Source organism: Streptomyces sp. TRM49041 (assembly GCF_008271805.1).
In the GTDB taxonomy this organism is placed as follows: domain Bacteria; phylum Actinomycetota; class Actinomycetes; order Streptomycetales; family Streptomycetaceae; genus Streptomyces.
In genome coordinates this window covers 46,432-71,030 of the sequence record NZ_VSRY01000173.1, presented here as the reverse complement: position 1 = coordinate 71,030, position 24,599 = coordinate 46,432, and the positions used below count along the sequence as shown (strand labels likewise).

Genomic DNA, 24,599 nt, shown 5'->3' with positions numbered 1-24,599 from the left:
GAGAGTGATATCAGCGCGGCCTCAACGGGTCGCCCTGTACGCCTTGGTGGCCTGTTCGTAGATCTCCTTGACCTTGTCGCGGCCGGACTCCGGGCCGATGGCCTGGACGACGTGGTAGCGGTCGTCGATGACGATCGCCAGGTTACGGACGTACACCTGGCGGCCGTTGCCGTCCTGCCAGGTGAACTGGCCCTCCGCCATGGCCTGTCGGCCTATGTCGACCCGGCGCAGCCCGGTCGCGGACGCCCAGGACGAGTCGCGCCACGGCTGGAGCTCGCGCTCCTTGTTCCGCTGGTACTCCAGCGGGTCCGCGCCGGCCGCGCGGACGGTGTCCCGGCCGGGGACGACGATCAGCGTGTAGTCGCCGTCCGAGTAACGGACTTGGCCGATGTCGTTGATGGGACTGCGGCGCCAGGTGCGGTCGACGCCGATACGGAAGCCCTCGGGGTCGTCACGGACGACGTACCCGTCGGCGAGCGCGGGCGCGGTGGGCGTGACGGCGTTGGTGGACGGCGCCTGGCTGCCCGGGGACGGGCTCTGCCGGGGTGTCGGTCCGGGGTCGGCCGGGGAGCCGGCCGAGGGCTGCTGATGCGGGCCGGTCGGCGTCGGCCGGGCCGTGCCCGTGGGGCTCTCCGACCGGTCCTGCGACTCCGCCTTGGGCATGAACAGCACGGCGTACGCGACGGCGGCGGCGAGCGCCAGGAATATGAGCAGCAGCAGCGTACGGCCCAGGGCGCGGGGGCCTCCTCTCGGCCGCCGCTCCTTGGTCTTCTTGTGGCGGTGGCGGGCCGGGGCGGCCGCGGCGGGCGCGCTCGTACGACGCCGGCGGACCAGGTCGCCACGACGGCGGACGATCGGCAGGCGGGCGGCATCGGCCGACGGCATGGGCACGACGGCGGTACCGGCGTCGGGCTCGGGCGCCGAGCGGATCAGCGAGCGCAGCCAGCCGCGCAGCTCCTCGAACTCCGGCCGCTCGGTGGGGTCCTGGCGCAGCAGCGACTCGACGACGGGGCGCAGCGCGCCGCAGTCCTCGGCGTAGGCGGGCGGCTCGGCGCACACCATCTGGACCAACTCGGCGGCGCTGTCCTCGGGGTACGGGGCGTGGCCCTGGAGGACGCGGAAGAGCAGTGCGCCCAGCGCCCACAGGTCCGTGGCGGGCCCGATGGGCGGCGCGAGCTGCCAGGTGCCGTGCACGGGGCCGGCCTGCTCGGGCGCCCACCGCTCGGTGACCGGGCCGACGACGGCGATCCTGGCCTGGCGGGCGCGCTCGGCGGCGAGGGGCGTGGTGGGGCCGCGGTGGACGGCGGGCCCGGAGGCCGGGGTGGTGGCATGGGCCGGCTCTCGGTCCCCGGGCGCGGAGGCCGCGAGCCCGGCCCGGCGGGGGCGGGACTCCTGCTGGTGAGTGCGGCGCTGGGCGTCGGCGTGCAGGGCGGCGCGGGGGCCGCCGTGCGGTGCGACGTCCCCGTACGGGGAGCTGCCGCCGCCCGCCGGGACGGGGCCGTCCCGCCACGTACCGGCGAGGAGGGCGCGCGGGGGGCCGCCGCCGTCCCTGTGGCGGTCGCCCCGGTCCGCCCGGTCCGCGTCATGGGCGGCGTCGCGGCCGGGCTCGTGGGCGTCGTCGTCATCGTCGTCGGCGATGCGGTCCGCGACCTGGGCGACCCACTGGGGTTCGTACCCGCTGGGCAGGGCCGGGGGGCCGGGCGGGAGGGGTGCGGGGGTGGTGTGGTGGACGACGTCGTACGTGTCGTCGCCGTGGTCGGCGACGTACGGGTCGCCGTAGGCGGGGTCGAGGGCGGGGCCGTACGCCTCTCCGGCGCCGTCCTGGTACCCCTCGCCGTCCCCGTACTCGGCCTCGTCTTCGTCCTCGTCCTCGTCCAGCTCACCGGCCTCGTCCTCGTACGGGCCCCCCTGGCCGTCGTCCTCCATGTCCCCGTGAGGCAGCTGGTCCATGTCGTCGGGGAGCGGTACCGGGGCGTAGCCGCAGAGGGCGTCCTCGGCGGCGCCCGCGGCGAGTCCGGTGAGGACGACGCGCCCGTCGTCGCAGACGAGCACGGTGCGGACGGTGATGTTCCGGTGGGTCCAGCCGTGGGCGTGCAGGGCGCGCAGCGCGGTGAGGACGTCGGAGGCGATCTCGGCCGCGCGATAGGCGCTCAGCGGCTTGTCGCGGACCAGGGCGGCGAGGGGCCTGGCGGCGATCAGTTCGGTGACGATCCAGAGCGAGCCGGCCTCGGTGAAGACGTCGAAGACCTGGTCGAGTCGCGGGTGGTCGGGTATCTGAGCGACGGCCTGCACGGCCTCGACGGCGCGCCGGACGGCCGGGTCGGCTGTCGCGCGGACGTCGGCGCGCCGGGCGGTCCGCTGGGCCGTCCGCCCGTACGGGCGGTGGTACGGGTCGTCCGCTTCGACGACCTCGGCCTCCACGGTCTCGGGCAGGGGCAGCTGCCGGACCATGACCTCCTGGCCGCTGTACGTGTCGAAGGCGCGTGTCTCGACGAGCCCGGTGCCCGCGTGGACATCGCCCGAGTCGACGTCGCCCGCGCCGTCATCCGCGTCGGAGGGCAGCAGCGGCAGGCGATAGCGGTCGGCCAGCACCCTTCCCGCGTAGTCGTCCACGACGCCTCCCCAGCAGCGCGCTGTCCCCCCGGCTCCGCCGTTCGCACGAGTCGCACGCGTCGTGCGAGCTGTACAGAGCCGTCAATTCCGATCGCTTCTTGTGCGGTTACCCGCTTGATTCAGCCTTGTACGGTCGGCGCGCTCTCACGATACGTGCCCCCGGTCAGTCCGTGGGGCGGAACGTCGCGAACGCGGTGCTCCGGAGCGCGGTGCACTCCGGCCCGTTCCACTCACTGGACTTGCACGAGATCATGATCGCGTAGCCGTGAGTGGCGTCGACCTTGAACCCCCTGTTGAGCACCCATACCCGTTCTCCGCCCTGATTGCGCTCGAACTGCCAATCGGCGACCGTCGGATAGCCGTTGTACGAGACCGGCTTGATGCCGTGGTGCTCGTAGCCGTTGCTGCTGGCGGCCACAGCGCCCATGGCGGCGTTCCATGCGGCGGCGGCGTCGCTGCCGGGGCTGTCGGTGTAGTCGACCTGGATGCGCGGGAAGCCGCCGGCGGCACTGAAGATCCCGCCGGAGCCACGGCCCGCTATGTCGGTCATGCGGAAGTTCGCCGGCATGGCCATGGAGAAGCGGAAGCGGTCGTTGGTGATCATCTTGTACCCGGCGGGGAGGGCCGGGCCGGTGCCGGGCGACCCGGAGGGCTTGGCGCCGCCCTGGTCGCCGGTGGCTCCGGTGTTCCCGGACTGGCCGCCGTCCTGCTGCTGTTCCTGCTCCTTGCCCTGATCGCCGTCGGTGTCGGCGTCGCCGCCGTCGGTGTCACCGGCGGTGGCGCCGTCGCCGGAGCCGCTGCCGCTGCCCGCGGTGGCACCGGCCGACGCCGCCGTGTCTCCCTGGCTGCCGCCCTTGCCCTGGGCGCCCGGGTCGTCGTCGCCGTTGAGGGCGAAGGCGAGCACGGTGGCGAGAACGGCGAGCACGGCCACGACCGCGATGATGACGAGCGTGCGCCGAGGCACCACATCGGTGAGCGGCGCCCGAGCGGGGACGGGCGGACCGGAGCGTCCCGGCTGGTTCGCCCTGGCCGTGCCCGGCTTGGTGGCGGTGGCCGCCGCGGCCGCGTTCCGTACGGAGCGGAGGGCGCCGCGCAGGCGGTCCGCGGTGGCCTCGGTGGCCGGGGCCGCGGGGGCGGACGCGGCGGAGGAGGCCGACGCCGTCGGGGTGCGCCTGGTGGCCGGGGACGGCGTGGGCGGCAGCGGTACGACCCGGGTGGCCTCCGGCGACGGCTCGGGTTCGGCCGGCACGGCGGCGGTGTCGGTCGCGCGGATGACGTCGTTGAGGAGCGCTCGCGCCCCGGCGTCGTCGAGGCGCTGCGCCGGGTCCTTGGCGAGCAGCCCGTAGATGACCTTCTCCAGCGGCCCCGCGTTCTTGGGCGGATCGAGCTGCTCGGTCATCACGGCGGTGAGCGTCGCGATGGCGGAGCCCTTGTCGTACGGCGGGTGACCCTCGACGGACGCGTACAGCAGCCCGCCGAGCGACCACATGTCGGCGGCCGGGCCGGGCCGGTGGCCGCGGGCGCGCTCGGGCGAGATGTAGGAGGGCGCGCCGACGAGCATGCCGGTGGAGGTGATGGACGGGTCGCCCTCGACCTGCGCGATGCCGAAGTCGGTGAGGACGACGCGGCCGTCGTCGGAGATGAGGACGTTGGACGGCTTCACGTCGCGGTGGAGAATGCCCTGGCGGTGGGCGGACCGCAGGACGTCGAGGATGGCCAGCCCCACCTCGGCGGCGCGCCGGGGCGTGAGGGTGCCGTCCTCGCGGACCACCTCGGCCAGGGACTTGCCCTCCACGAGCTCCATGACGATCCACGGGCGGTCGTCCTCGTCGACCACGTCGTACACGGTCACGGCGCTGTTGTTGCGGATCCGGGCGATGGCCTTGGCCTCGCGGAGGGTCCGGGTGATGAGGCGTCGCTTCTCGTCCTCGTCGATGCTGTTGGGGAAGCGCAGCTCCTTGACGGCGACGGTACGGCCGAGGGTCTCGTCGACGGCTCGCCAGACGGTGCCCATGCCGCCCCGCCCGAGAACGCCACCGAGCCGGTAGCGCCCGGCCAGCAGCCGCCCTTCATTGGTCACCTGCGCGCCGTTCCCGGCCGCCCGGCCTTTCGGCGCCCCGGTCTCCGCGTCGGCGCCGGCACCCTTCGAAGCGGCGGCCGACTTGGAAGCCGGAGCCTCCTTCGAAGCCGCGGCCGCCTTGGAGGTGGCGGCCGCCTTGGAGGCCGCGTCCTCCTTGGAGGTCGCGCCCTCCTGGGCCTTGTCTTCCTTCACCGTCGCACCCTTCGAGGTCGTGCTCTCGCCGTCGGCGTCCCGCTGAGGTTCTCGCGCCGCGTCCCGCGACTGCTCCGCTCCCGACATGCGTCCCCTCTGCGATCCTGTTCCTCGCCCGCGCCTGCCGCGTCCGCGCGATGCGGTAACCCGCCTTGGAAGAGCCTTCATTGTCCCTCACCCCGGGACCGGTGGTTCTCCCGGGTCCGGCGTCCGCAAGGATGACGGTGAGGGAGGGTGCCGCGCCATGCCGCTGTTGAGGACGAGACTGGTGGTGCCATTGGTTCTGGCCATATGCGGACTGACTGCAAATAACCCTGCCGCCGCCCCCTCCCCGACACTGAGCCGACTGGTGACGGCGGGCAAGGCCCCCACCGCCGCGTTGCTCGCTGAAGACTCCTCAGGGGTGCGCTTCGAGACAACCGGCCCGGGCATCGGCCGCCCGTACCACTTCCGCGCGGGCAGCATCACGAAGACGTTCATCGCGACGGTCGTCCTCCAACTGGCCGCCGAGGGCCGACTGGCCCTGGACGCCCCCGTGTCGGCGCACGTACCCGACCTGCTCCCGCCCCCGCTGGGACAGCGCGTCACCCTGCGTCACCTCCTCACCCACACCAGCGGCCTGCCGGACCACGTCCCGTCGTCCGCGCCCATCCGACCGGAGGACGCCGTCCGCACCGCCCTGGCCACCCGCGCACCGGCGGCTCCGGGTTCGTACGCGTACTCCAACACCAACTACGTACTTCTGGGCCAGATCGTCCAACGCGTCACCGGCCGTTCGTACGCCTCCGAGGCGCACCGCCGCATCATCACCCCCCTGAGCCTCACCGGCACATCGTTCCCCGGCGCGCGCACAACGCTCCCCGCCCCCTACAGCCCCGCCTACGACTCCGCCGGCCGGGACGTCACCGTCCTGGACCCGCGTGTCGCGGGCGCGGCCGGGGAGCTGATCAGCACCCTCGACGACCTCAACCGCTTCTACGCCGCCCTCCTCGGCGGCCGCCTCCTCCCCTCGCACCAGCTCCGCGCCCTGCTGGACACGACACCCACGCACGGCATCTACGGCATGGGCCTCTACCCGGCCGAACTGTCCTGCGGTGTCACCGTCTGGGGGCACAACGGCCGCGTCCCGGGCAGTTATGTCAGGACCGCCGCGACCCCCGACGGGCGACACGTCATCACCTTCCGCACCGACACGGACACCCTGGCCGCCACCCCCGGCGGCTCCTCTCTGGAGCCCTCCCTGCTCGAAGCGGAGTTCTGCCCGCCCCCGTGACTCCCAGCGCACCGACGCCCGCGGTCACAGCGGCACGATGTCCGGTGCGCCCAGGCGGGCCGCGTCGGCGGTCAGGTCGTCGGGCTGGCGCTGGGACTCGCGCTCGGCCTGCACCCGCTTCTCGTAGTGCTCCACCTCCCTGGCGATCTGGTCCTCGTCCCAGCCGAGCACACGCGCCATCAGTTCCGCGCACTCGCGGGCGCATCGGGTGCCCCGGTCGAAGGTCTCGATGGAGATGCGGGTGCGGCGGGTGAGAACGTCGTCGAGGTGCCGGGCGCCCTCGTGGGAGGCGGCGTAGAGGAGCTCCGCGCGGAGGTACTCGTCGGCGCCGGTGACGGGGTCGCCGAGGGTGGGGTCTTCGGCGATGAGGTCGAGGAGTTCCTCGGTCAGGGCGCCGTAGCGGTTCAGCAGGTGTTCGACGCGGACGACATGGAGGCCCGTTCGCGCGGCGATGCGAGCCCGGGCGTTCCACAGGGCGCGGTAGCCCTCGGCACCCAGGAGGGGGACGTCCTCGGTGACGCAGGGGGCTACGCGGGTGTCGAGGCCGTGGACCGCCTCGTCGACCGCGTCCTTGGCCATGACGCGGTACGTCGTGTACTTGCCGCCCGCCACGACGACGAGCCCGGGTACGGGGTGGGCGACGGTGTGTTCGCGGGAGAGCTTGCTGGTGGCGTCCGACTCGCCGGCCAGCAGGGGGCGCAGGCCCGCGTAGACACCCTGGACGTCGTCCCTGGTGAGGGGGACGGCGAGGACGCTGTTCACATGGTCGAGGAGGTAGTCGATGTCGGCGCTGGACGCGGCGGGGTGGGCCTTGTCGAGGTCCCAGTCGGTGTCGGTCGTACCGATGATCCAGTGGCGGCCCCAGGGGATGACGAACAGGACGCTCTTCTCCGTACGGAGGATCAGGCCCGTCGTCGAGTGGATGCGGTCCTTCGGCACCACCAGATGGATGCCTTTGGAGGCGCGGACGTGGAACTGGCCGCGCTCGGCGATCAGCGCCTGGGTGTCGTCGGTCCACACACCGGTGGCATTGACGATCTGTTTGGTGCGGACCTCGTACTCGCCGCCGCCCTCCACGTCCTGCACGCGCGCGCCGACGACCCGTTCGCCCTCGCGGAGGAAGCCGATGACGCGGGACCGGCTGGCCGCGTGTGCGCCGTAGCTCGCGGCCGTGCGGACGAGGGTGGCGACATAGCGGGCGTCGTCCATCCGCGCGTCGTAGTACTGGAGGGCGCCGACGAGGGCGTCCTTGCGCAGGGCGGGGGCCACGCGCAGGGCGCGCCGCCGGGACAGGTGGCGGTGGACGGGGAGGCCGCGGCCGTGGCCGGAGGAGAGGGACATCGCGTCGTACAGGGCGACGCCCGAGCCGGCGTAGAGGCGCTCCCAGCCCTTGTGCTGCAACGGGTAGAGGAAGGGCACCGGTTTGACGAGGTGCGGTGCGAGCCGTTCCAGCAGCAGTCCGCGCTCCTTGAGCGCTTCCCTGACGAGTGCGAAGTCCAGCATCTCCAGATAGCGCAGGCCGCCGTGGATGAGTTTGCTGGACCGGCTGGACGTACCCGACGCCCAGTCGCGGGCCTCCACCAGTCCGGTGGCGAGGCCACGGGTGGCCGCGTCGAGCGCGGTGCCGGCGCCGACCACCCCACCGCCCACGACCAGCATGTCGAGCTCGCGCTCGGCCATGGCCGCCAGCGCGGCGGCACGCTCCGCGGGCCCCAGTGTCGCTGTCCTCACCGCTGACTCCCGTCGCCGTCGTCCCCCAGGTGCCCGGGCTCACAGACTCGATTCTGTCCCCGCTCCCCGACATCGGCCACCGGCCCCGCGCCACCTGTGGACAACACTCGGGCGACCACACCCACGCAATGCCGCATAACGGTCATATTTACGCCTAGTCTGACATTGCCTCCGCTCGTTCTGTCCACAGGACTTGCGCGTCTCGTCCCCTCCGGCTACTGGGAAGGACGGCTCACGCCCATGCCCGCAGACCTCGCCGTCATCGGCCTCGGCCACCTCGGACTGCCCCTCGCCCAGGCCGCGACCGCCGCCGGTGTCGACACCGTCGGCTACGACACGGACCCGCGCCCCGTCGCGGAACTCGCCGCCGGCCGCCCACCGGTCGACGGCTCCCTCACCCCGTCCGAGATCCGCCGGATGCTGTCGTCCGGCTTCCGCCCCACCACCGACACCGCCGAGCTGGGCCGCGTCCGCACGGCCGTCATCTGCGCCCCCACCCCGCCCGGCGCCTCCCGCACCCCCGACCTCACCGCCGTGGCCGACTCCGCCCGCGCGCTCGCCGCCCGGCTGCGCCCGCACACCACCGTGCTGCTCGAGTCCCCCGTCCACCCCGGCACCACCGAGGACTTCCTCCGCCCCCTCCTCGAACAGGGCTCCGGGCTCCGCGCCGGACGGGACTTCCACCTCGCCTACTCCCCCGGCCGTCTCGACCCCGGCAACCGCGCCGCCCACGGCTACGCCCACACTCCCAAGGTCATCGGCGGCCTCACCCCCGCCTGCACCGAGTCCGCCGCCACCTTCTACGGCCGCCTCACCGACAAGGTGGTACGCGCGCGTGGACCCCGCGAAGCCGAGACGGTGAAGCTCCTGGAGACCAACTTCCGGCACGTCAACATCGCCCTCGTCAACGAGATGGCCGTGCTCTGCCACGAGCTGGGCGTCGACCTGTGGGACGTCATCCGGTGCGCCGAGACCAAGCCCTTCGGCTTCCAGACGTTCCGCCCCGGCCCCGGCGTCGGCGGCCACGGCACTCCCGTGGACACGATCGGCCCACACCGCCCCCTGCGCCTGGTCGAAGTGGCGAACCAGATCAACGAACGCATGCCGCAGTACGTGACCCAGCGCTGCGCCACCCTCCTCAACGAGCACGGCAAATCCGTACGAGGCGCGCGCGTCCTGCTCCTCGGCATCACCTACAGCCCGGACCTCGCGGACCGGGCGGGCTCCCCCGCCCCCGAGATCGCACAGCGGCTGATGGACATGGGCGCGGCGGTCAGCTACCACGACCCCTACGTACCGGTGTGGCGCGTCCGCGACCTGCCCGTCCCGCGCGCGGACTCCCTCTACGAGGCGGCCGCGGGCGCCGACCTGACGATCCTCCTCCAGCACCACCGCACATACGACCTCCAGGGCCTGGCCGTGAAGGCCCAACTCCTCCTGGACACACGCGGAGCCACCCCGGTGGGCGCGGCGCACCGTCTCTGACCGGATTTCATCTTGCTTCCACCCTGGTCACGGCCCGCGAATTCGGCTACTCGCTGTCGGACCGGCCTGCTACAGTCCGCCACTGATTCGCACGGCCGTGCACACGTCAGAGTGCACGGCGCGTAAGCCGCTCCAGGGGGGATTCCCAGCATGAGCCAGTCCGTTCCGCCGCCGCAGTCCGGCAACCCGTTCGCCGGCGGCCCCGGCGCCGACCCGGGTGCGCAGCCGCATCCGTACCCGCAGGCCCCGGCGCCCGCGCCGACGCGGAACAACATCGCGCTCGGACTGCTCGCCGCGTTCGGCGCGGCCCTGATCGCCGCCGGCGCGTACGGCGGCATCGGCGGCGCCATCGAGCGCGAGATCGGCTACGCGGCGGTGGGCGTCGGCCTCCTCGTCGGCTTCGTGGCCGGCAAGGTCGGCGGCCGCAACCCCGTCCTGGCGGTCGGCGCCGCGGCCTTCTCGGCGGGTGCCGTCTACCTCGGCCAGCTGGTCGCGATCGCCGTCGTGTTCAGCAAGCTCGGCGAGGCGTCGTTCGCCGAGATCTTCTTCGAGAACTTCGCCGAGCTGGCGGACCTGTGGAAGACCGCGGCCGACGGCATGACGTACGTCTTCCTCGCCATCGGCGCCGTCACCGCCTTCGCGGGCGCCAAGAAGGGCTCTGCGTAACTCGCGGCACGGCGCCACGCGCGTACGAGGAAGGGGTCCGCACCACCCGGTGCGGACCCCTTCCCGTGTCGTCAGCGGCTGTGCTGCGAGTCCGCGACCGTCACCTCGACGCGCTGGAACTCCTTCAGCTCGCTGTAGCCCGTCGTCGCCATCGCCCGGCGCAGCGCTCCGAAGAAGTTCATCGACCCGTCCGGCGAGTGCGAGGGACCGGTCAGGATCTCCTCCGTCGTACCGGCCACGCCCAGGTCGACCAGCTTGCCGCGCGGCACGTCCTCGTGGACGGCCTCCATGCCCCAGTGGTGGCCCTTGCCGGGCGCGTCCGTGGCGCGGGCCAGCGGCGAGCCCATCATGACCGCGTCGGCGCCGCAGGCGACGGCCTTCGGCAGGTCGCCGGACCAGCCGACACCGCCGTCGGCGATGACGTGCACATACCGGCCGCCGGACTCGTCCATGTAGTCACGGCGCGCGGCCGCGACATCGGCGACGGCGGTCGCCATCGGGACCTGGATGCCCAGCACGTTCCGGGTGGTGTGCGCCGCGCCGCCGCCGAAGCCGACGAGGACGCCCGCCGCGCCCGTGCGCATCAGGTGCAGGGCGGCCGTGTACGTGGCGCAGCCGCCGACGATGACGGGAACGTCGAGCTCGTAGATGAACTGCTTCAGGTTCAGCGGCTCGGCCGCGCCGGAGACGTGCTCCGCCGACACGGTCGTACCGCGGATGACGAAGATGTCGACGCCCGCGTCCACGACGGCCTTGGAGAACTGGGCCGTGCGCTGCGGCGAGAGCGCGGCGGCGGTGACGACACCGGAGTCGCGGACCTCCTTGAGGCGCTGTCCGATCAGCTCCTCCTTGATCGGCGCGGCGTAGATCTCCTGCAGGCGGCGGGTCGCGGCGGCCTCGTCCAGCTCGGTGATCTCGTCGAGGAGCGGCTGCGGGTCCTCGTGGCGGGTCCACAGGCCCTCGAGGTTCAGCACGCCCAGGCCGCCGAGCTGCCCGATGCGGATGGCGGTCCGGGGCGACACCACGGAGTCCATGGGGGCGGCCAGGAAGGGCAGCTCGAAGCGGTAGGCGTCGATCTGCCACGCGATCGAGACCTCCTTCGGGTCCCGGGTGCGCCGGCTCGGTACGACGGCGATGTCGTCGAACGCGTACGCCCTGCGGCCGCGCTTGCCGCGCCCGATCTCGATCTCAGTCACGATGTGTGGCCTTTCCCTCTACGTCTGCGCCTACCAGTATCACCGACACGCGCGCGGAGGGGCGGCCCGGGCAATTCCGGGCCGCCCCTCCGCGCGCGTGGATCACCGCGGGCGCGCTAGTCCCTGCTGTAGTTCGGCGCCTCGACCGTCATCTGGATGTCGTGCGGGTGGCTCTCCTTCAGGCCCGCCGACGTGATGCGGACGAACCGGCCGCGCTCCTGCAGCTCGGGGACGGTGCGGCCGCCGACGTAGAACATCGACTGACGCAGGCCGCCGACCAGCTGGTGGACGACCGCCGAGAGCGGGCCGCGGTAGGGCACCTGGCCCTCGATGCCCTCGGGGACCAGTTTCTCGTCGGAGGCGACGCCCTCCTGGAAGTACCGGTCCTTGGAGAAGGAGCGCTGCTCGCCGCGGGACTGCATGGCGCCCAGCGAGCCCATACCGCGGTACGACTTGAACTGCTTGCCGTTGATGAACATCAGCTCGCCCGGCGACTCCTCGCAGCCCGCGAGGAGCGAGCCGAGCATCACCGTGTCGGCGCCCGCGACCAGGGCCTTGGCGATGTCGCCGGAGTACTGCAGGCCGCCGTCGCCGATGACCGGGACACCGGCCTCCTTGGCGGCGAGCGACGCCTCGTAGATGGCGGTGACCTGCGGGACGCCGATGCCGGCGACGACGCGCGTCGTGCAGATGGAGCCGGGGCCGACACCGACCTTGATGGCGTCGACACCCGCGTCGACGAGCGCCTGGGCGCCGTCGCGGGTCGCGACGTTGCCGCCGATGACGTCCACGCTCGCATTGGATTTGATCTTGGCGACCATGTCGCCGACCAGCTTGGAGTGTCCGTGCGCGGTGTCGACGACGATGAAGTCGACGCCCACCTCGATCAGGGCCTGGGCCCGCTCGTACGCGTCGCCGGCGACACCGACGGCGGCGCCGACGAGGAGGCGGCCCTCCTTGTCCTTGGCGGCGTTCGGGTACTTCTCCGCCTTGACGAAGTCCTTGACGGTGATGAGGCCCTTGAGGACGCCGTCGTCGTCGACGAGCGGCAGCTTCTCGATCTTGTGGCGGCGGAGCAGCTCCATGGCGTCGACGCCGGAGATGCCGACCTTGCCGGTGACCAGCGGCATCGGGGTCATGACCTCGCGCACCTGGCGGCCGCGGTCGGTCTCGAAGGCCATGTCGCGGTTGGTGACGATGCCGAGGAGCTTGCCGGCCGGGTCGGTGACCGGTACGCCGCTGATACGGAACTTGGCGCAGATCGCGTCGGCCTCGCCGAGCGTCGCGTCGGGGTGGACCGTGATCGGGTCCGTGACCATGCCGGACTCGGAGCGCTTGACCAGGTCGACCTGGTTGGCCTGGTCGGCGATGGAGAGGTTCCGGTGGAGGACGCCGACGCCGCCCTGCCGGGCCATGGCGATGGCCATCCGGGCCTCGGTGACCTTGTCCATCGCGGCCGAGAGCAGCGGGATGTTGACCCGCACGTTCCGGGACAGCCGCGAGGAGGTGTCGATCTGGTCGGGCGCCATCTCGGACGCGCCCGGCAGCAGCAGCACGTCGTCGTAGGTCAGCCCGAGTGTCGCGAACTTCTCGGGCACTCCGTCGACGTTTGCAGTCATGACACCTTCCCCAATGGCCTTGATCGGTGCGGATGTCCATGCTAACGGCCTGCGAGCGTGTCTCATTCCACGAGCAAGATCACCCGCGAGCTTTGGAGGTTCACACGTATGACATCCGCCATACGTGGACCGCACCGGCCGGGAGGTCCGGTGTGCTACCGCCCTCGCGCGTCTACTGCCCCGCCAGAGCCCGCAGCCGGCTGAGCGCGCGGTGCTGGGCGACCCGGACGGCCCCGGGGGACATACCGAGCATCTGGCCGGTCTCCTCGGCAGTCAGGCCGACGGCGACGCGCAGCACCAGCAGCTCGCGTTGGTTCTCGGGCAGGTTGGCGAGGAGCCGCCTGGCCCACTTGGCGTCGTCGCTGAGCAGGGCGCGCTCCTCCGGTCCCAGCGAGTCGTCGGGGCGCTCCGGCATCTCGTCGGAGGGCACGGCGGTGGAGCCGGGGTGGCGCATCGCGGCCCGCTGCAGGTCGGCGACCTTGTGTCCGGCGATGGCGAAGACGAACGCCTCGAACGGCCTGCCGGTGTCCTTGTAGCGGGGCAGGGCCATGAGGACGGCGACGCAGACCTCCTGCGCGAGGTCCTCGACGAAGTGACGCGCGTCGCCGGGCAGTCGGCTCAGCCGCGTACGGCAGTAGCGCAGCGCCAGCGGGTGGACATGGGCGAGAAGGTCGTGCGTGGCCTGCTGATCGCCCTCCACCGCGCGGTGCACGAGTGCGCCGATCGACCCCGGCCCGGCTTGGGGCGTAGGGGGACCCGGCGTCTGGTCGTCGCGCATCGGTCCATGGTGCCTTGACGGCGATCGCTCCGTGGCACCGCGTCCAGCCTTGTGCACCGAAGCGTTATGAGCAGGTGCGCCGGAAGTCATCTCCTGCGCCCTCCCCTCCCGCTCGATCGACTCGTCCCCGAGGAACTCCACCCCTCAAGGATGCGGCATCGCGCAGGAAACAGACATCGGGCCTGCGCCGCCCCGTCCGCCGCGCGGCGGACGGGGTCAGAACGGTCACTCCCTAGCGCACCAGGCCCCAGCGGAATCCGAGCGCGACCGCGTGGGCCCGGTCCGAGGCGCCGAGCTTCTTGAACAGCCGCCGGGCGTGGGTCTTGACCGTGTCCTCGGAGAGGAACAGCTCGCGTCCGATCTCGGCGTTCGAACGGCCGTGGCTCATACCTTCGAGCACCTGGATCTCGCGGGCCGTGAGGGTGGGCGCGGCGCCCATCTCGGCGGAGCGCAGCCGGCGCGGGGCGAGCCGCCACGTGGGGTCGGCGAGGGCCTGGGTGACCGTGGCCCGCAGCTCGGCGCGCGAGGCGTCCTTGTGCAGATAGCCGCGGGCGCCGGCGGCGACGGCGAGAGCCACCCCGTCGAGATCCTCCGCGACGGTCAGCATGATGATGCGGGCGCCGGGGTCCGCGGAGAGCAGTCGGCGGACGGTCTCCACGCCGCCCAGACCGGGCATACGTACGTCCATCAGAATCAGGTCCGAGCGATCGGCGCCCCAGCGGCGGAGGACTTCCTCGCCGTTGGCCGCCGTCGTCACGCGCTCGACGCCGGGCACGGTCGCGACGGCGCGGCGGAGCGCTTCTCGGGCAAGCGGGGAGTCGTCGCAGACGAGGACGGATGTCATGACCGTCCTCCGCAGCTGATGCGCGTCACCTTGGGCCTCCAGGCTGGTTACGAATCGTCACCTGTGCGGTTGACGCTCTCGGACATGCGCCCGAGCGCTTCTTCCTTCAACCGCCTCCGCACTCTCAACGACGGTCACTCGAAAGAGTTACGGGTACGGGCATCTCCTCCAACACTCTACGTGAGGGAGTGCATACGGAGCAGAGCGCCGCAGGTCACCGCCGCTTCACTCAGAGCTATGCCCCATTTAGCGGCTTTTCCTTCCCTTTGCTGGTGTCTGTAGCTAGATTCGCAATGAGTCATATTTACATCTACTGCGACAAGTAGTCCGCTCAGCAAGCTCAGTACCGGTTTCAAGGGGACATGCGCCATGGCAGATTTCTCCCGCCTTCCCGGACCCAACGCCGACCTGTGGGACTGGCAGCTGCTCGCGGCCTGCCGAGGGGTCGACAGTTCGCTCTTCTTCCACCCCGAGGGGGAGCGCGGCGCGGCACGGAGCGCGCGTGAGAACTCGGCGAAGGAGGTCTGCATGCGGTGCCCGGTCCGCGCGGAGTGCGCGGCCCACGCACTGGCCGTGCGGGAGCCCTACGGCGTATGGGGCGGCCTCACCGAGGACGAGCGCGAGGAACTGATGGGACGCGCGCGCGCCCGGCTGATCACCACGTCGGCGGCACCGGCGGGAAGGGGCTGACGGCCGGGCAGCCCTACATATTTGAAGGAACGTTTCAGCGCGGCGGCGGCGCCTCCGCGCGACAGTGGCGTGCGTCCGGCGGGCTGCCCGGCGCGTGTCCAGAGTGTCCAGGGGCCGCCCCACACATGTCCGGGTGAGCGTTGTGTTCCGACTGTCACACGCCGCTACGCGCGCGTGGCCGCGTCCGCCAGCCGGTCCAGGGTGGCGGCGACGGCCGGTACCTGGGCGAGATCCGGGAGGGTGAGGGCGACGATCTCCCGCTCCACCGGCGGCTCCACCACGACCGTACGGGCGCCCCGTGGCCGTACGGACTCGATGGCCAGCTCGGGCAGGACGGCCACGCCGAGGCCGGCGCTCACGAGCCCCACGACCGCCGGGTAGTCGTCCGTCGCGAAGTCGATACGGGGGGTGAAGCCGGCGCCCTCGCACACATCCACCAACTGGCGGCGGCACCGCGGGCAGCCCGCGATCCAGGGCTCGTCCGCCAGTTCCCCGATCGCGACCGGGTCCGCGCCGGCCAGCCGGTGCCCCTCCGGGACGAGACCGACGAGCCGGTCGGTGAGCAGCGGGCGTACGACCAGGTCGTCCCACTCGGCGGCACCGCCGGCGTACCGGAACGCCAGTGCCACGTCGCAGTCGCCCTCGCGGAGCATCTCGACCGAGCGCGGCGGCTCGGCCTCGACGAGCGAGACGCGGGTGCCGGGGTGGGCCGCGCGGAGGGCGGCGAGGGCGGTGGGGACGAGGGTGGAGCTGCCGCTGGGGAACGAGACGAGCCGGACGCGGCCGGCCCGCAGGCCCGCGATGGCGGCGATCTCCTCCTCGGCCGCGGTCAGCCCGGCGAGGATGCCGGCCGCGTGCCGGACCAGGGCCTCGCCCGCCTGCGTCAGGCGCATCTCGCGGCCCGTACGGATGAGCAGCGGCGTACCGGTGGACGACTCCAGGGCCTTCATCTGCTGGCTGACGGCCGGCTGGGTGCAGCCGAGTTCCCGGGCCGCGGCGGAGAAGGAGCCGGCGGCGGCCACGGCGCGCAGGACGCGGAGATGACGGGCTTCGATCACAAGGCGAATATAAGGGACTCTTTAGACGGACACGAAATACCGCGTGGAGGCTTTGAGGCCCATGGGGTTAGCGTGCCCGTATGAGTGCGATGACGGCTGTGCGGGTGCTGACGGTGAACGTGGGGCGTCCGAAGAGCGTGGACTACACGACCTCCCCGGACGGTACGACGGGGATCGACAAGCGCCCGGTGGAGGGGCCCGTGCGGGTGACGGACCCCGGCCCCAAGGGTGTGGGCGGCGGCGGCCTCGCCGGTGACGCGGTCCGCCATCTGCGCCACCACGGCGGAACGGACCAGGCCGTGTACGCCTTCGCGCGCGAGGAACTGGACCGGTGGGAGCGGGAGCTGGGGCGCCCGATCGCCAACGGCGCGTTCGGGGAGAACCTCACCACCTCCGGTCTCGACGTGGACGGGGCGCTGCTCGGCGAGCGGTGGCGGATCGGTCCGTCGCTGGTGCTGGAGGTGACGTCCCCGCGCATTCCCTGCCGTACGTTCGCGGATTGGCTGGGTGAGCGACGGTGGATGAGGCGGTTCACGGAGCGTGGCGCCCCGGGGGCGTATCTGCGGGTGATCGAGCCGGGTGAGATCCGGGCGGGCGATTCGGTGGAGATCGTCCACCGGCCCGACCACGATGTGACCGTCGCGATGGCGTTCCGCGCGAAGACCACGGAGCGTGAGCTGCTGCCGCGGATCCTCGCGGCGGGGAACGCCCCGCATCCCGAACTCCGGGACGCCGCACGCGAGTACGTGGCGCGGCGGTCGCGGGCGGATGCCGGGCCCTTGGGGTAGCGGCTGGGCGCCTCCCCGCGCACACACCCGGGGCACTAACGTGCCGCGTATGACGAGTGCACTTATTACGGGCGCGACCGCGGGTATCGGGGCCGCGTTCGCGCGGCGGCTGGCGGCCGACGGCCACGATGTGGTCCTGGTGGCCCGCGATGTGGAACGGCTCCGGGAGCAGGCGACCGAGCTGCACGACCGGCACGGCGTCGAGGCGGAGGTGCTGTCCGCGGACCTGGCGGAGGACGCGGGCATCGCGGCCGTGGAGGCGCGGCTCTCCGACACGAAGCGGCCGGTGGACCTGCTGATCAACAACGCGGGGTTCGGCAACAAGGGCCGTTTTTTGGACGTGAAGATGGCCGACGAGCTGAAGATGCTGAAGGTGCACTGCGAGGCGGTGCTGCGGCTGACGTCCGCGGCGACCTCGGCGATGCGGGAGCGGCGGCGGGGCGGCGTGGTGAACGTCGCGTCCGTCGCCGCTTTCGTACCGCGTGGCACGTACGGGGCGTCGAAGGCGTGGGTCGTGCAGTTCACGCAGGGCGCGGCGCGGGACCTCGCGGGGAGCGGGGTGCGCATGATGGCGCTGTGCCCCGGCTTCGTACGGACGGAGTTCCACGAGCGGGCCGGGATGGGCACGGACAACATCCCGAGGTGGATGTGGCTGGACGCCGACAAGGTCGCCGCGGAGGCGCTGTCGGACCTGGCGCGGGGGCGGACGCTGTCGGTGCCGGACCCCCGGTACAAGGCGCTGATGGGTGTGGTGAAGCTGGCGCCGCGCGGGCTGCTGGGCGGGGTCAGCTCGCGGGCGGGGCGCAAGTTCGGCCCGAAGTAGGGCGCTTGACGCGGTCCGGGCCCTTCGGGGACGGGCGGACAGGAACGGGCGAGGCCCGGTGCCCCCTCGGGGGTACCGGGCCTCGTCGGCGTATCGGCGTGAGCCGGAGCTACGCGTCAGTGGGCGTGGCCGTGACCGTGGCCGTGGCCCGCCTCCGCCGGCTCCTCTTCCTTCTTCTCGACCACGAGGGTCTCGGTGGTGAGGAGGAGGGAGGCGATGGACGCCGCGTTCTCCAGGGCGGAGCGGGTGACCTTCACCGGGTCGATGACACCGGCCTTGACCAGGTCGCCGTACTCGCCGGTGGCGGCGTTGAAGCCCTGGCCCTTGTCGAGCTCGGCCACCTTGGAGGTGATGACGTAGCCCTCCAGGCCGGCGTTCTCGGCGATCCAGCGCAGCGGCTCGACGGCGGCGCGGCGGACGACGGCGACACCGGTGGCCTCGTCGCCCTCCTTGCCGAGGCCGCCTTCCAGCACCTTGACGGCGTGGACCAGCGCGGAGCCACCACCGGAGACGATGCCCTCCTCGACCGCGGCGCGGGTCGCGGAGATGGCGTCCTCCAGACGGTGCTTCTTCTCCTTCAGCTCCACCTCGGTGGCGGCGCCGACCTTGATGACGCACACGCCGCCGGCCAGCTTCGCGAGGCGCTCCTGGAGCTTCTCGCGGTCCCAGTCGGAGTCGGTGGTCTCGATCTCGCCCTTGATCTGGGCGATGCGGCCCGCGACGTCCTCGGACTTGCCGCCGCCGTCGACGAGGGTGGTGTCGTCCTTGGTGACGGTCACGCGGCGGGCGGTGCCCAGCACCTCGAGGCCGACCTGGTCGAGCTTGAGGCCGACCTCCTCGGCGACGACGGTGGCGCCGGTGAGGGCGGCCATGTCGCCGAGCATCGCCTTGCGGCGGTCGCCGAAGCCGGGGGCCTTGACCGCGACGGCGTTGAACGTGCCGCGGATCTTGTTGACGACGAGGGTCGACAGGGCCTCGCCCTCGACGTCCTCGGCCACGATCAGCAGCGGCTTGGAGCCACCGGTCTGGATGATCTTCTCCAGGAGCGGCAGCAGGTCGGCGATGGCGCCGATCTTGCCCTGGTGGATCAGGATGTACGGGTCGTCGAGGACGGCCTCCATACGCTCCTGGTCGGTGACCATGTACGGGGACAGGTAGCCCTTGTCGAAGGCCATGCCCTCGGTGAAGTCCAGCTCCAGACCGAAGGTGTTGGACTCCTCGACGGTGATGACACCGTCCTTGCCGACCTTGTCCATCGCCTCGGCGATGAGCTCGCCGACCTGCTGGTCCTGGGCGGACAGCGCGGCGACGGCGGCGATGTCGGACTTCTCCTCGATCGGGCGGGCCGTGGCGAGGAGCTCGTCGGAGACGGCCTTGACGGCGGCGTCGATGCCCTTCTTCAGGGCGGCCGGGGAGGCGCCGGCGGCGACGTTGCGCAGCCCCTCGCGGACGAGCGCCTGGGCCAGGACGGTGGCGGTGGTGGTGCCGTCACCCGCGATGTCGTTGGTCTTGGTCGCCACCTCCTTCACCAGCTGGGCGCCGAGGTTCTCGTACGGGTCCTCGACCTCGACCTCGCGGGCGATGGTGACACCGTCGTTGGTGATGGTGGGGGCGCCGAACTTCTTGTCGATGACGACGTTGCGACCCCTGGGGCCGATCGTCACCTTGACGGTGTCGGCAAGCTTGTTGACGCCGCGCTCAAGGGCGCGACGGGCGTCCTCGTCGAACTTCAGGATCTTCGCCATGGGAGCGATTCAGCCCTCTCGGTACTCGGTGGAGAAAGAACGGCGCCCCTCGCCGCCCGGCGCACGTGCGGCAGCACAGCAGCGGGGGCCAGGGGCGCAGCTCAAGGCACGTGAAGCGTGAATTACTTCTCGACGATCGCGAGCACGTCGCGGGCCGAGAGGACGAGGTACTCCTCGCCGCTGTACTTCACCTCGGTGCCGCCGTACTTGCTGTACAGCACGATGTCGCCGGTCTTGACGTCGAGCGGCAGGCGCTCGCCGTTCTCGAAGCGGCCCGGGCCCACGGCCAGGACGACGCCCTCCTGGGGCTTCTCCTTCGCGGTGTCCGGAATGACCAGGCCAGAGGCCGTGGTCTGCTCGGCGTCGAGCGGCTGGACCACAATGCGGTCCTCGAGCGGCTTGATGGCAACCTTGGAGCTGGTGGTCGTCACGATCCGACCTCCCCCTTCGGAGATCTCACGGGGTCAACTGTCTGAGGTGGCGACCAGGTGGATCCGTCGTCGCGGGTGCCGGACCTGCCCGTCGCTGTGTTGGCACTCTCCGGTGGGGAGTGCCAGAGCTGAGACTATGACCGCGATTAGCACTCGGTCAAGCGGAGTGCCAATTCGCCACCGCGCGCCGCGCCACCCGCCGCATCGGTTCGCACGGGAGTGCGACCGATGTCGATTCGATCTCGGTACGGAAACGTCGACGAACACCATCCCGGTTCCGCACGAAGCCCCCCATGCCCGAGACGACAGGCCCCCTGCCCGCCGGTCAGACGTAGTCCTCCAGCCGCGCCACCGCGTAGCCCTTGGCCGTGATGGTGTCCATGGCGCGGCGGACCATGTCGGCCATGGTGCCCTTCCAGTCACCGGGGCCCCGGAAGTGCGTCAGCACGATGTCACCGGGGTGCAGGTCGCGGTCCCACTCGCGCCACTCCATACGGTCCGGGAACGCCTCCGCAGCCCAGAGCGGCACGGCCTCGACGCCACAGGACCGCGCGGCGCGCAGCGTGTCGGCGTTGTAGGCGCCGTACGGCGGACGGAACAGCCTGGGCCGCTTCCCGAACTGCTTCTCCATGGTGTCCTGCTGGCCGCAGATCTCACGCCTCTGCACCGCGTACGGAAGGGCGCGCATGTAGCGGTGCTTGAGCGTGTGATTGTGCAGCGCGACGCCCTGGTCCCGCATCCGTCTGAAGTAGCCGTAGTCCTCCTTGACGAGATAGTCGCTGAGGAAGGCGCTGTACGGGATGCCCAGCTCGGACATCATCCGCAGCAGCTCCGGATCCTTCTCGGCGCCGTCGTCGATGGTGAGGAACACGACCCGGTCCTCGGTCGGGACGGTGGTGAAGACCGGCGGGAGCGTCGGGTCGCCCACCTCGAAGCCCTTGCGGAAGGTGATCTCCGGCTTCTTGTCGGGGGGTGCCGGCGGGAGGAGCGGAGTCTGCTTCAGGCCCCACTTCTTCGCGGCGGCGACGCGGGCCGCCTGCGCCCGCCGGAACCGCTCGACATACGCGTCCAGCGCGCCCGACGCCGTACGCGGCTGGGCCTGTTGCCCCTGTTGCCCCTGTTGCCCCTGCCCGCCCTGCCCGCCGGCCACGGGCCAGGCGTCGCCGATACCGGCGGGGCCCGCGCCTTCCGCCGCGCAGGCCGTGCCGAGGGCCACGACGAGCAGCGCCGCGGTGAGCCTCGGCCGCGTCCGCTTCGCCGGTGATTGATACTTTTGTCGTACTAGCTGCATGGCGCCGCATCCTGTCAGCGCCGGGCCCCGACGCAACGCCGACACCCCCGTCGCACCGGCACCATCCCCCGCCTGGACCACAATGGGACGGGTGACCGATCTCGCCGTCTTCTCCGCGCTGCTCACCGACGAGGGCCGGGCCCTGCTCGCCGACCTGCGCCACTACGAACCCGCCCAGGAGCTGGCCGTCGCCTCCCGGCTGCGCCGGAGTCACCCGGCCGAGCTGGTGTCGGCGGCGCTCGGGCAGGCGAGGCTGCGCCAGCGGGCGGTGGCGAAGTTCGGCGCGGACGACGCGTACCGCATGTACTTCACGCCGAACGGGGTCGAGCAGTCCACCCGCAGGACGGTGGCCGAGCACCGGGCGGCGGGCTTCGCACGGCTGGGCGTGCGGAGCGTCGCGGACCTGTGCTGCGGCATCGGCGGCGACGCCATCGCCCTCGCCCGCGCGGGCGTCTCCGTCCTCGCCGTCGACCGCGACCCGCTCGCGGTGGCGGCCGCCCGCGCCAACGCGGAGGAGCTGGGGCTGTCCGACCTGATCGAGGTCCGCCAAGCGGACGTCACGGAGGTCGACACGTCCCCGTACGACGCCGTGTTCGTCGACCCGGCCAGGCGCGGGGGCCGGGGCCGGATCTTCGACCCCGAGGCGTATTCACCGCCGCTGTCCTGGGCCGTCGACGCCGCCCGGGGCGCCCCGCACGCCGCCCTGAAGATCGCCCCGGGCATCCCGCACGAGATCGTCCCGCCGGAGGCCGAGGCCGAGTGGATCTCGGACGGCGGGGACGTGAAGGAGGCGGTGCTCTGGTTCGGTACCGCCCCGGGGGCCGTACGGGCGACGCTGTTGCCCTCCGGCGCGTCCCTCGCCACGCCCGCGCCGCCGCCCGCCCCGCCGGTCCGGAAGGTCGGCCGCTACCTGTACGAGCCGGACGGCGCCGTCATCCGGGCCCATCTGGTGGCGGAGGTCGCCCGGGAGCTGGACGGCGGACTCGTGGACGAGACGATCGCCTACGTCACGGCCGACGAGCTGCGCCCGACGCCCTACGCGACGGCGTACGAGATCACCGACGTGCTGCCCTTCAACCTGAAGAAGCTGAAGGCGCTGCTGCGCGAGCGCGAGGTGGGCACCCTGACGGTGAAGAAGCGCGGCTCGGCGGTGGAGCCGGAGGAGCTGCGCCGCAAGGTGAAGCCGAAGGGCCCGAACGCGGCGACGGTCATCCTCACGCGTGTGGCGGGTGCTCCGACGATGCTGGTCGGCCGGCCCGCGGGGCTGCCCGAACAGGGCTGAACAGCCTTACCGCCAGCCGGTGGTGGGCCACGGCCCGCACCGTGCCCACGAGCCCGGTGACCCACAGCAGAAGCCCGGCCCCCATCCCGTACGCGACCTCCGCGTACGTGTCGGTCCCCCGGCGGGCCGACGCGGGCACCGCGAGGCAGAGCCACAGGCCCGCCGCGCACAGCGCGAACGACACCAGCAGCCACGCCAGGGTGAGCCCCGGCGCCCGGTGCCGGGCATCGCGCGCGGGGGCCGCGTCCAGCGTCGCCCACTGGACGAACAGCCACCGCACCGCACGGTCCCGGCGCAGGCCACGCACCTGGAAGAACGCGGCGGGGACGAGCGCGCCGACACCGGCGGCCGCGCTCAGCAGGGCGAAGCCCACCGAGAAGGGGTCCAGCGCCTCGTCGAACATGACGAGCCCGGCCCCCACCAGTCCCCAGCCGACCTCCAGGACCAGCAGCCACACCAGGAACAGCCCCAGCCGTCCCCCGCCCAGCAGCCGCCTGCCCAGCTCCCCCATCGCCCGGTCCCGGTCGGCGAGCAACGCGTCACGGTCGGGCCAGGCCCTCAGGTGCGGAGGCGGCGGGGGCGGCGGGGGCGGCGGCACGGAAGTACGCGGGGACGACACGCCCCTGAGACTAGTGCGAGCCGCAGGAGCCGGCTGCTCAGGGGGCCACGGCTGCCGGGGACCGCCTCAGGGGGTACCGCTGCCGGGGGCTTCCGCGGGTGGTCCGCCCGTGAACTCCGCCGTCCTCCCCGCCCGTTCGAGCAGCAGGGCGCGCTCCCGTTCGTTGCGGGTCAGGCGGGCCGCCCGTTCGAACTCCGCTCGGGCCTCGGTGTCCCGGCCCAGGCGGAGCAGCAGGTCGCCGCGGACGCTGGGAAGCAAGTGGTAACTCTTCAGAGCCGGTTCGGCGGCCAAGGCGTCGACCAGGGCGAGGCCCGCCTCCGGACCCTCCGCCCGGGACACGGCGACCGCCCGGTTCAGCTCGACGACCGGCGACGGCGCCACCCGGGCGAGCCGCCCGTACAGCACGGCGATGGCCGCCCAGTCCGTCTCCTCGTACGTCGCGGCCCTGGCGTGGCACGCCGCGATGGCGGCCTGGAGCGCATACGGCCCCCGCGGCCCGCCCGGGCAGCCGGCCGCGCGCTCCAGGGCGGCGAAACCACGCCGGATCAGCAGCCGGCTCCAGCGGGCCCGGTTCTGGTCCGCGAGCAGCACCGGCGCCCCCTCGGGCCCCGTACGGGCGGCCGTCCTGGACGCCTGGAGCTCCAGGAGGGCGGCGAGGCCGTGCACTTCGGCCTCCTTGGGCATGAGCCCGGACAGGACGCGGACGAGCCGCAGGGCGTCCTCGCACAGCCCGGGCCGCAGCCAGTCGTCGCCGGCCGTCGCCGCGTAACCCTCGTTGAATATGAGGTAGATGACCTCCAGCACGGAGTCGAGTCGGGCCGCGCGGTCGGCGCCGTACGGCACTTCGAAGGGCACGCCCGCCTTGGCGAGGGCGCGCTTGGCGCGGACGACGCGCTGGGCGATCGTCGGCTCCGGGACGAGGAAGGCGCGGGCGATCTCCGCGGTGGTCAGCCCGCCGAGCAGCCGCAGGGTGAGCGCGATGCGGGCGTCGGCGGACAGCACCGGGTGGCAGGCGGTGAAGACCAGCCGCAGCAGGTCGTCGTCGATGTCCTCCGGGTCGGCGGGCTCGGGTGGCGGCCCCACCGAGTCGGGTACCGCACGGCCCAGTTCGGCGAGCTTCCGGGCGTACGTCTCACGGCGGCGTACCAGGTCGATGGCGCGGCGCCTGGCAGTGGCCATGAGCCAGGCCCCCGGCCTGTCCGGGACGCCCGACTCCGGCCACTGCTCCAGCGCGGCGACCAGAGCGTCCTGCGCCAGCTCCTCCGCGAGGCCGACGTCCCGGACGATCCGGGCGACGGCGGCGATGATCCGCCCGGACTCGATCCTGAACACCGTCTCCACGGCGTGCGGTGCGTTCACGGTTCCCCATCAGAGCACCGCGGGCGCCACCCCGCC

At 72.4% G+C, this 24,599-nt stretch carries 20 protein-coding genes; 7 read left to right on the top strand and 13 right to left on the bottom strand.

Annotated features, from left to right (window positions below; all coding sequences use genetic code 11):
* Positions 1-21: 21 nt before the first annotated feature.
* Together FVS66_RS33150 and FVS66_RS33145 are read right to left on the bottom strand one after the other, a co-directional pair.
* Entirely contained in the window at positions 22-2,613 is a 2,592-nt protein-coding gene (locus FVS66_RS33150; RefSeq protein ID WP_149184941.1) for a protein kinase, read from the bottom strand.
* 163 nt (positions 2,614-2,776) lie between these two features.
* Positions 2,777-4,972 carry a serine/threonine-protein kinase gene (locus FVS66_RS33145; RefSeq protein ID WP_149184940.1) on the bottom strand — a complete coding sequence of 732 codons (2,196 nt, stop codon included), beginning with the start codon at positions 4,970-4,972 and terminating at the stop codon, positions 2,777-2,779.
* A gap of 157 nt (positions 4,973-5,129) precedes the next feature.
* On the opposite strand from FVS66_RS33145, the gene FVS66_RS33140 reads away from it, so the two are divergent.
* Complete coding sequence (locus FVS66_RS33140; RefSeq protein WP_149184939.1) at positions 5,130-6,158, top strand: serine hydrolase domain-containing protein; 1,029 nt, start codon at positions 5,130-5,132, stop codon at positions 6,156-6,158.
* A 24-nt stretch (positions 6,159-6,182) separates the two neighbouring features.
* Here the strand turns inward: FVS66_RS33140 and FVS66_RS33135 are convergent, their stop codons facing one another.
* Positions 6,183-7,889, bottom strand: a complete 1,707-nt coding sequence (locus tag FVS66_RS33135; protein ID WP_149184938.1) for a glycerol-3-phosphate dehydrogenase/oxidase — start codon at positions 7,887-7,889, stop codon at positions 6,183-6,185.
* 240 nt (positions 7,890-8,129) lie between these two features.
* Here FVS66_RS33135 and FVS66_RS33130 point away from each other — a divergent pair, with 240 nt between their 5' ends.
* Complete coding sequence (locus tag FVS66_RS33130; protein ID WP_149184937.1) at positions 8,130-9,374, top strand: nucleotide sugar dehydrogenase; 1,245 nt, start codon at positions 8,130-8,132, stop codon at positions 9,372-9,374.
* A 150-nt stretch (positions 9,375-9,524) separates the two neighbouring features.
* Complete coding sequence (locus FVS66_RS33125) at positions 9,525-10,040, top strand: hypothetical protein (RefSeq protein ID WP_149184936.1); 516 nt, start codon at positions 9,525-9,527, stop codon at positions 10,038-10,040.
* A 71-nt stretch (positions 10,041-10,111) separates the two neighbouring features.
* Here FVS66_RS33125 and FVS66_RS33120 read toward each other — a convergent pair whose 3' ends face one another.
* From FVS66_RS33120 to FVS66_RS33105, 4 genes are all read right to left on the bottom strand, one after another.
* On the bottom strand, positions 10,112-11,236 hold the full coding sequence (locus FVS66_RS33120; RefSeq protein ID WP_149184935.1) for a GuaB3 family IMP dehydrogenase-related protein: 1,125 nt from the start codon (positions 11,234-11,236) through the stop codon (positions 10,112-10,114).
* A 116-nt stretch (positions 11,237-11,352) separates the two neighbouring features.
* Positions 11,353-12,855, bottom strand: coding sequence for an IMP dehydrogenase (gene guaB, locus FVS66_RS33115; protein WP_149184934.1), 1,503 nt, complete (start codon positions 12,853-12,855; stop codon positions 11,353-11,355).
* 172 nt (positions 12,856-13,027) lie between these two features.
* Complete coding sequence (locus tag FVS66_RS33110; RefSeq protein WP_316248244.1) at positions 13,028-13,633, bottom strand: sigma-70 family RNA polymerase sigma factor; 606 nt, start codon at positions 13,631-13,633, stop codon at positions 13,028-13,030.
* Positions 13,634-13,865: 232 nt separating this feature from the next.
* Complete coding sequence (locus tag FVS66_RS33105) at positions 13,866-14,477, bottom strand: response regulator transcription factor (protein ID WP_003948568.1); 612 nt, start codon at positions 14,475-14,477, stop codon at positions 13,866-13,868.
* Between the two features lie 369 nt (positions 14,478-14,846).
* Here FVS66_RS33105 and FVS66_RS33100 point away from each other — a divergent pair, with 369 nt between their 5' ends.
* A complete protein-coding gene (locus FVS66_RS33100; RefSeq protein WP_149184933.1) occupies positions 14,847-15,167 on the top strand; it encodes a WhiB family transcriptional regulator in 321 nt (106 codons plus the stop codon).
* Positions 15,168-15,331: 164 nt separating this feature from the next.
* On the opposite strand, the gene FVS66_RS33095 is transcribed toward FVS66_RS33100, so the two are convergent.
* Positions 15,332-16,225, bottom strand: coding sequence for a LysR family transcriptional regulator (locus tag FVS66_RS33095; protein ID WP_149184932.1), 894 nt, complete (start codon positions 16,223-16,225; stop codon positions 15,332-15,334).
* A 98-nt stretch (positions 16,226-16,323) separates the two neighbouring features.
* Between FVS66_RS33095 and FVS66_RS33090 the strand changes: the two genes are divergently transcribed.
* Complete coding sequence (locus tag FVS66_RS33090) at positions 16,324-17,013, top strand: MOSC domain-containing protein (RefSeq protein WP_149185179.1); 690 nt, start codon at positions 16,324-16,326, stop codon at positions 17,011-17,013.
* Positions 17,014-17,062: 49 nt separating this feature from the next.
* Complete coding sequence (locus FVS66_RS33085; protein ID WP_149184931.1) at positions 17,063-17,836, top strand: SDR family oxidoreductase; 774 nt, start codon at positions 17,063-17,065, stop codon at positions 17,834-17,836.
* Between the two features lie 116 nt (positions 17,837-17,952).
* Here FVS66_RS33085 and groL read toward each other — a convergent pair whose 3' ends face one another.
* The 3 genes from groL to FVS66_RS33070 form a co-directional block, all read right to left on the bottom strand.
* A complete protein-coding gene (gene groL / locus FVS66_RS33080) occupies positions 17,953-19,581 on the bottom strand; it encodes a chaperonin GroEL (protein WP_149184930.1) in 1,629 nt (542 codons plus the stop codon).
* A 122-nt stretch (positions 19,582-19,703) separates the two neighbouring features.
* Entirely contained in the window at positions 19,704-20,012 is a 309-nt protein-coding gene (gene groES, locus FVS66_RS33075) for a co-chaperone GroES (RefSeq protein WP_010471835.1), read from the bottom strand.
* 325 nt (positions 20,013-20,337) lie between these two features.
* The gene (locus FVS66_RS33070) at positions 20,338-21,303 is read right to left on the bottom strand and encodes a polysaccharide deacetylase family protein (RefSeq protein ID WP_149184929.1); all 966 of its coding nucleotides are present in this window, start codon (positions 21,301-21,303) and stop codon (positions 20,338-20,340) included.
* 82 nt (positions 21,304-21,385) lie between these two features.
* Here FVS66_RS33070 and FVS66_RS33065 point away from each other — a divergent pair, with 82 nt between their 5' ends.
* Positions 21,386-22,585: a class I SAM-dependent methyltransferase gene (locus FVS66_RS33065; RefSeq protein ID WP_149184928.1), complete on the top strand. Its 1,200-nt coding sequence runs from the start codon at positions 21,386-21,388 to the stop codon at positions 22,583-22,585.
* Here FVS66_RS33065 and FVS66_RS33060 read toward each other — a convergent pair.
* Both FVS66_RS33060 and FVS66_RS33055 read right to left on the bottom strand, forming a co-directional pair.
* Positions 22,518-23,204 carry a hypothetical protein gene (locus FVS66_RS33060; protein WP_187645809.1) on the bottom strand — a complete coding sequence of 229 codons (687 nt, stop codon included), beginning with the start codon at positions 23,202-23,204 and terminating at the stop codon, positions 22,518-22,520. The two genes, FVS66_RS33065 and FVS66_RS33060, sit on opposite strands and share 68 nt — an antisense overlap.
* Before the next feature lie 66 nt (positions 23,205-23,270).
* Complete coding sequence (locus FVS66_RS33055) at positions 23,271-24,563, bottom strand: RNA polymerase sigma factor (RefSeq protein ID WP_149184927.1); 1,293 nt, start codon at positions 24,561-24,563, stop codon at positions 23,271-23,273.
* Between the last annotated feature and the right edge of the window lie 36 nt (positions 24,564-24,599).

Bases quoted from the DNA above. Each gene is read 5' to 3' on its own strand.
- FVS66_RS33145 (WP_149184940.1), bottom strand. From the start codon at position 4,972: ATGTCGGGAGCGGAGCAGTCGCGGGACGCGGCGCGAGAACCTCAGCGG.
- FVS66_RS33140 (WP_149184939.1), top strand. From the start codon at position 5,130: ATGCCGCTGTTGAGGACGAGACTGGTGGTGCCATTGGTTCTGGCCATA.
- FVS66_RS33130 (WP_149184937.1), top strand. From the start codon at position 8,130: ATGCCCGCAGACCTCGCCGTCATCGGCCTCGGCCACCTCGGACTGCCC.
- FVS66_RS33125 (WP_149184936.1), top strand. From the start codon at position 9,525: ATGAGCCAGTCCGTTCCGCCGCCGCAGTCCGGCAACCCGTTCGCCGGC.
- guaB (WP_149184934.1), bottom strand. From the start codon at position 12,855: ATGACTGCAAACGTCGACGGAGTGCCCGAGAAGTTCGCGACACTCGGG.
- FVS66_RS33110 (WP_316248244.1), bottom strand. From the start codon at position 13,633: ATGCGCGACGACCAGACGCCGGGTCCCCCTACGCCCCAAGCCGGGCCG.
- FVS66_RS33105 (WP_003948568.1), bottom strand. From the start codon at position 14,477: ATGACATCCGTCCTCGTCTGCGACGACTCCCCGCTTGCCCGAGAAGCG.
- FVS66_RS33100 (WP_149184933.1), top strand. From the start codon at position 14,847: ATGGCAGATTTCTCCCGCCTTCCCGGACCCAACGCCGACCTGTGGGAC.
- FVS66_RS33085 (WP_149184931.1), top strand. From the start codon at position 17,063: ATGACGAGTGCACTTATTACGGGCGCGACCGCGGGTATCGGGGCCGCG.
- groL (WP_149184930.1), bottom strand. From the start codon at position 19,581: ATGGCGAAGATCCTGAAGTTCGACGAGGACGCCCGTCGCGCCCTTGAG.
- FVS66_RS33070 (WP_149184929.1), bottom strand. From the start codon at position 21,303: ATGCAGCTAGTACGACAAAAGTATCAATCACCGGCGAAGCGGACGCGG.
- FVS66_RS33065 (WP_149184928.1), top strand. From the start codon at position 21,386: ATGGGACGGGTGACCGATCTCGCCGTCTTCTCCGCGCTGCTCACCGAC.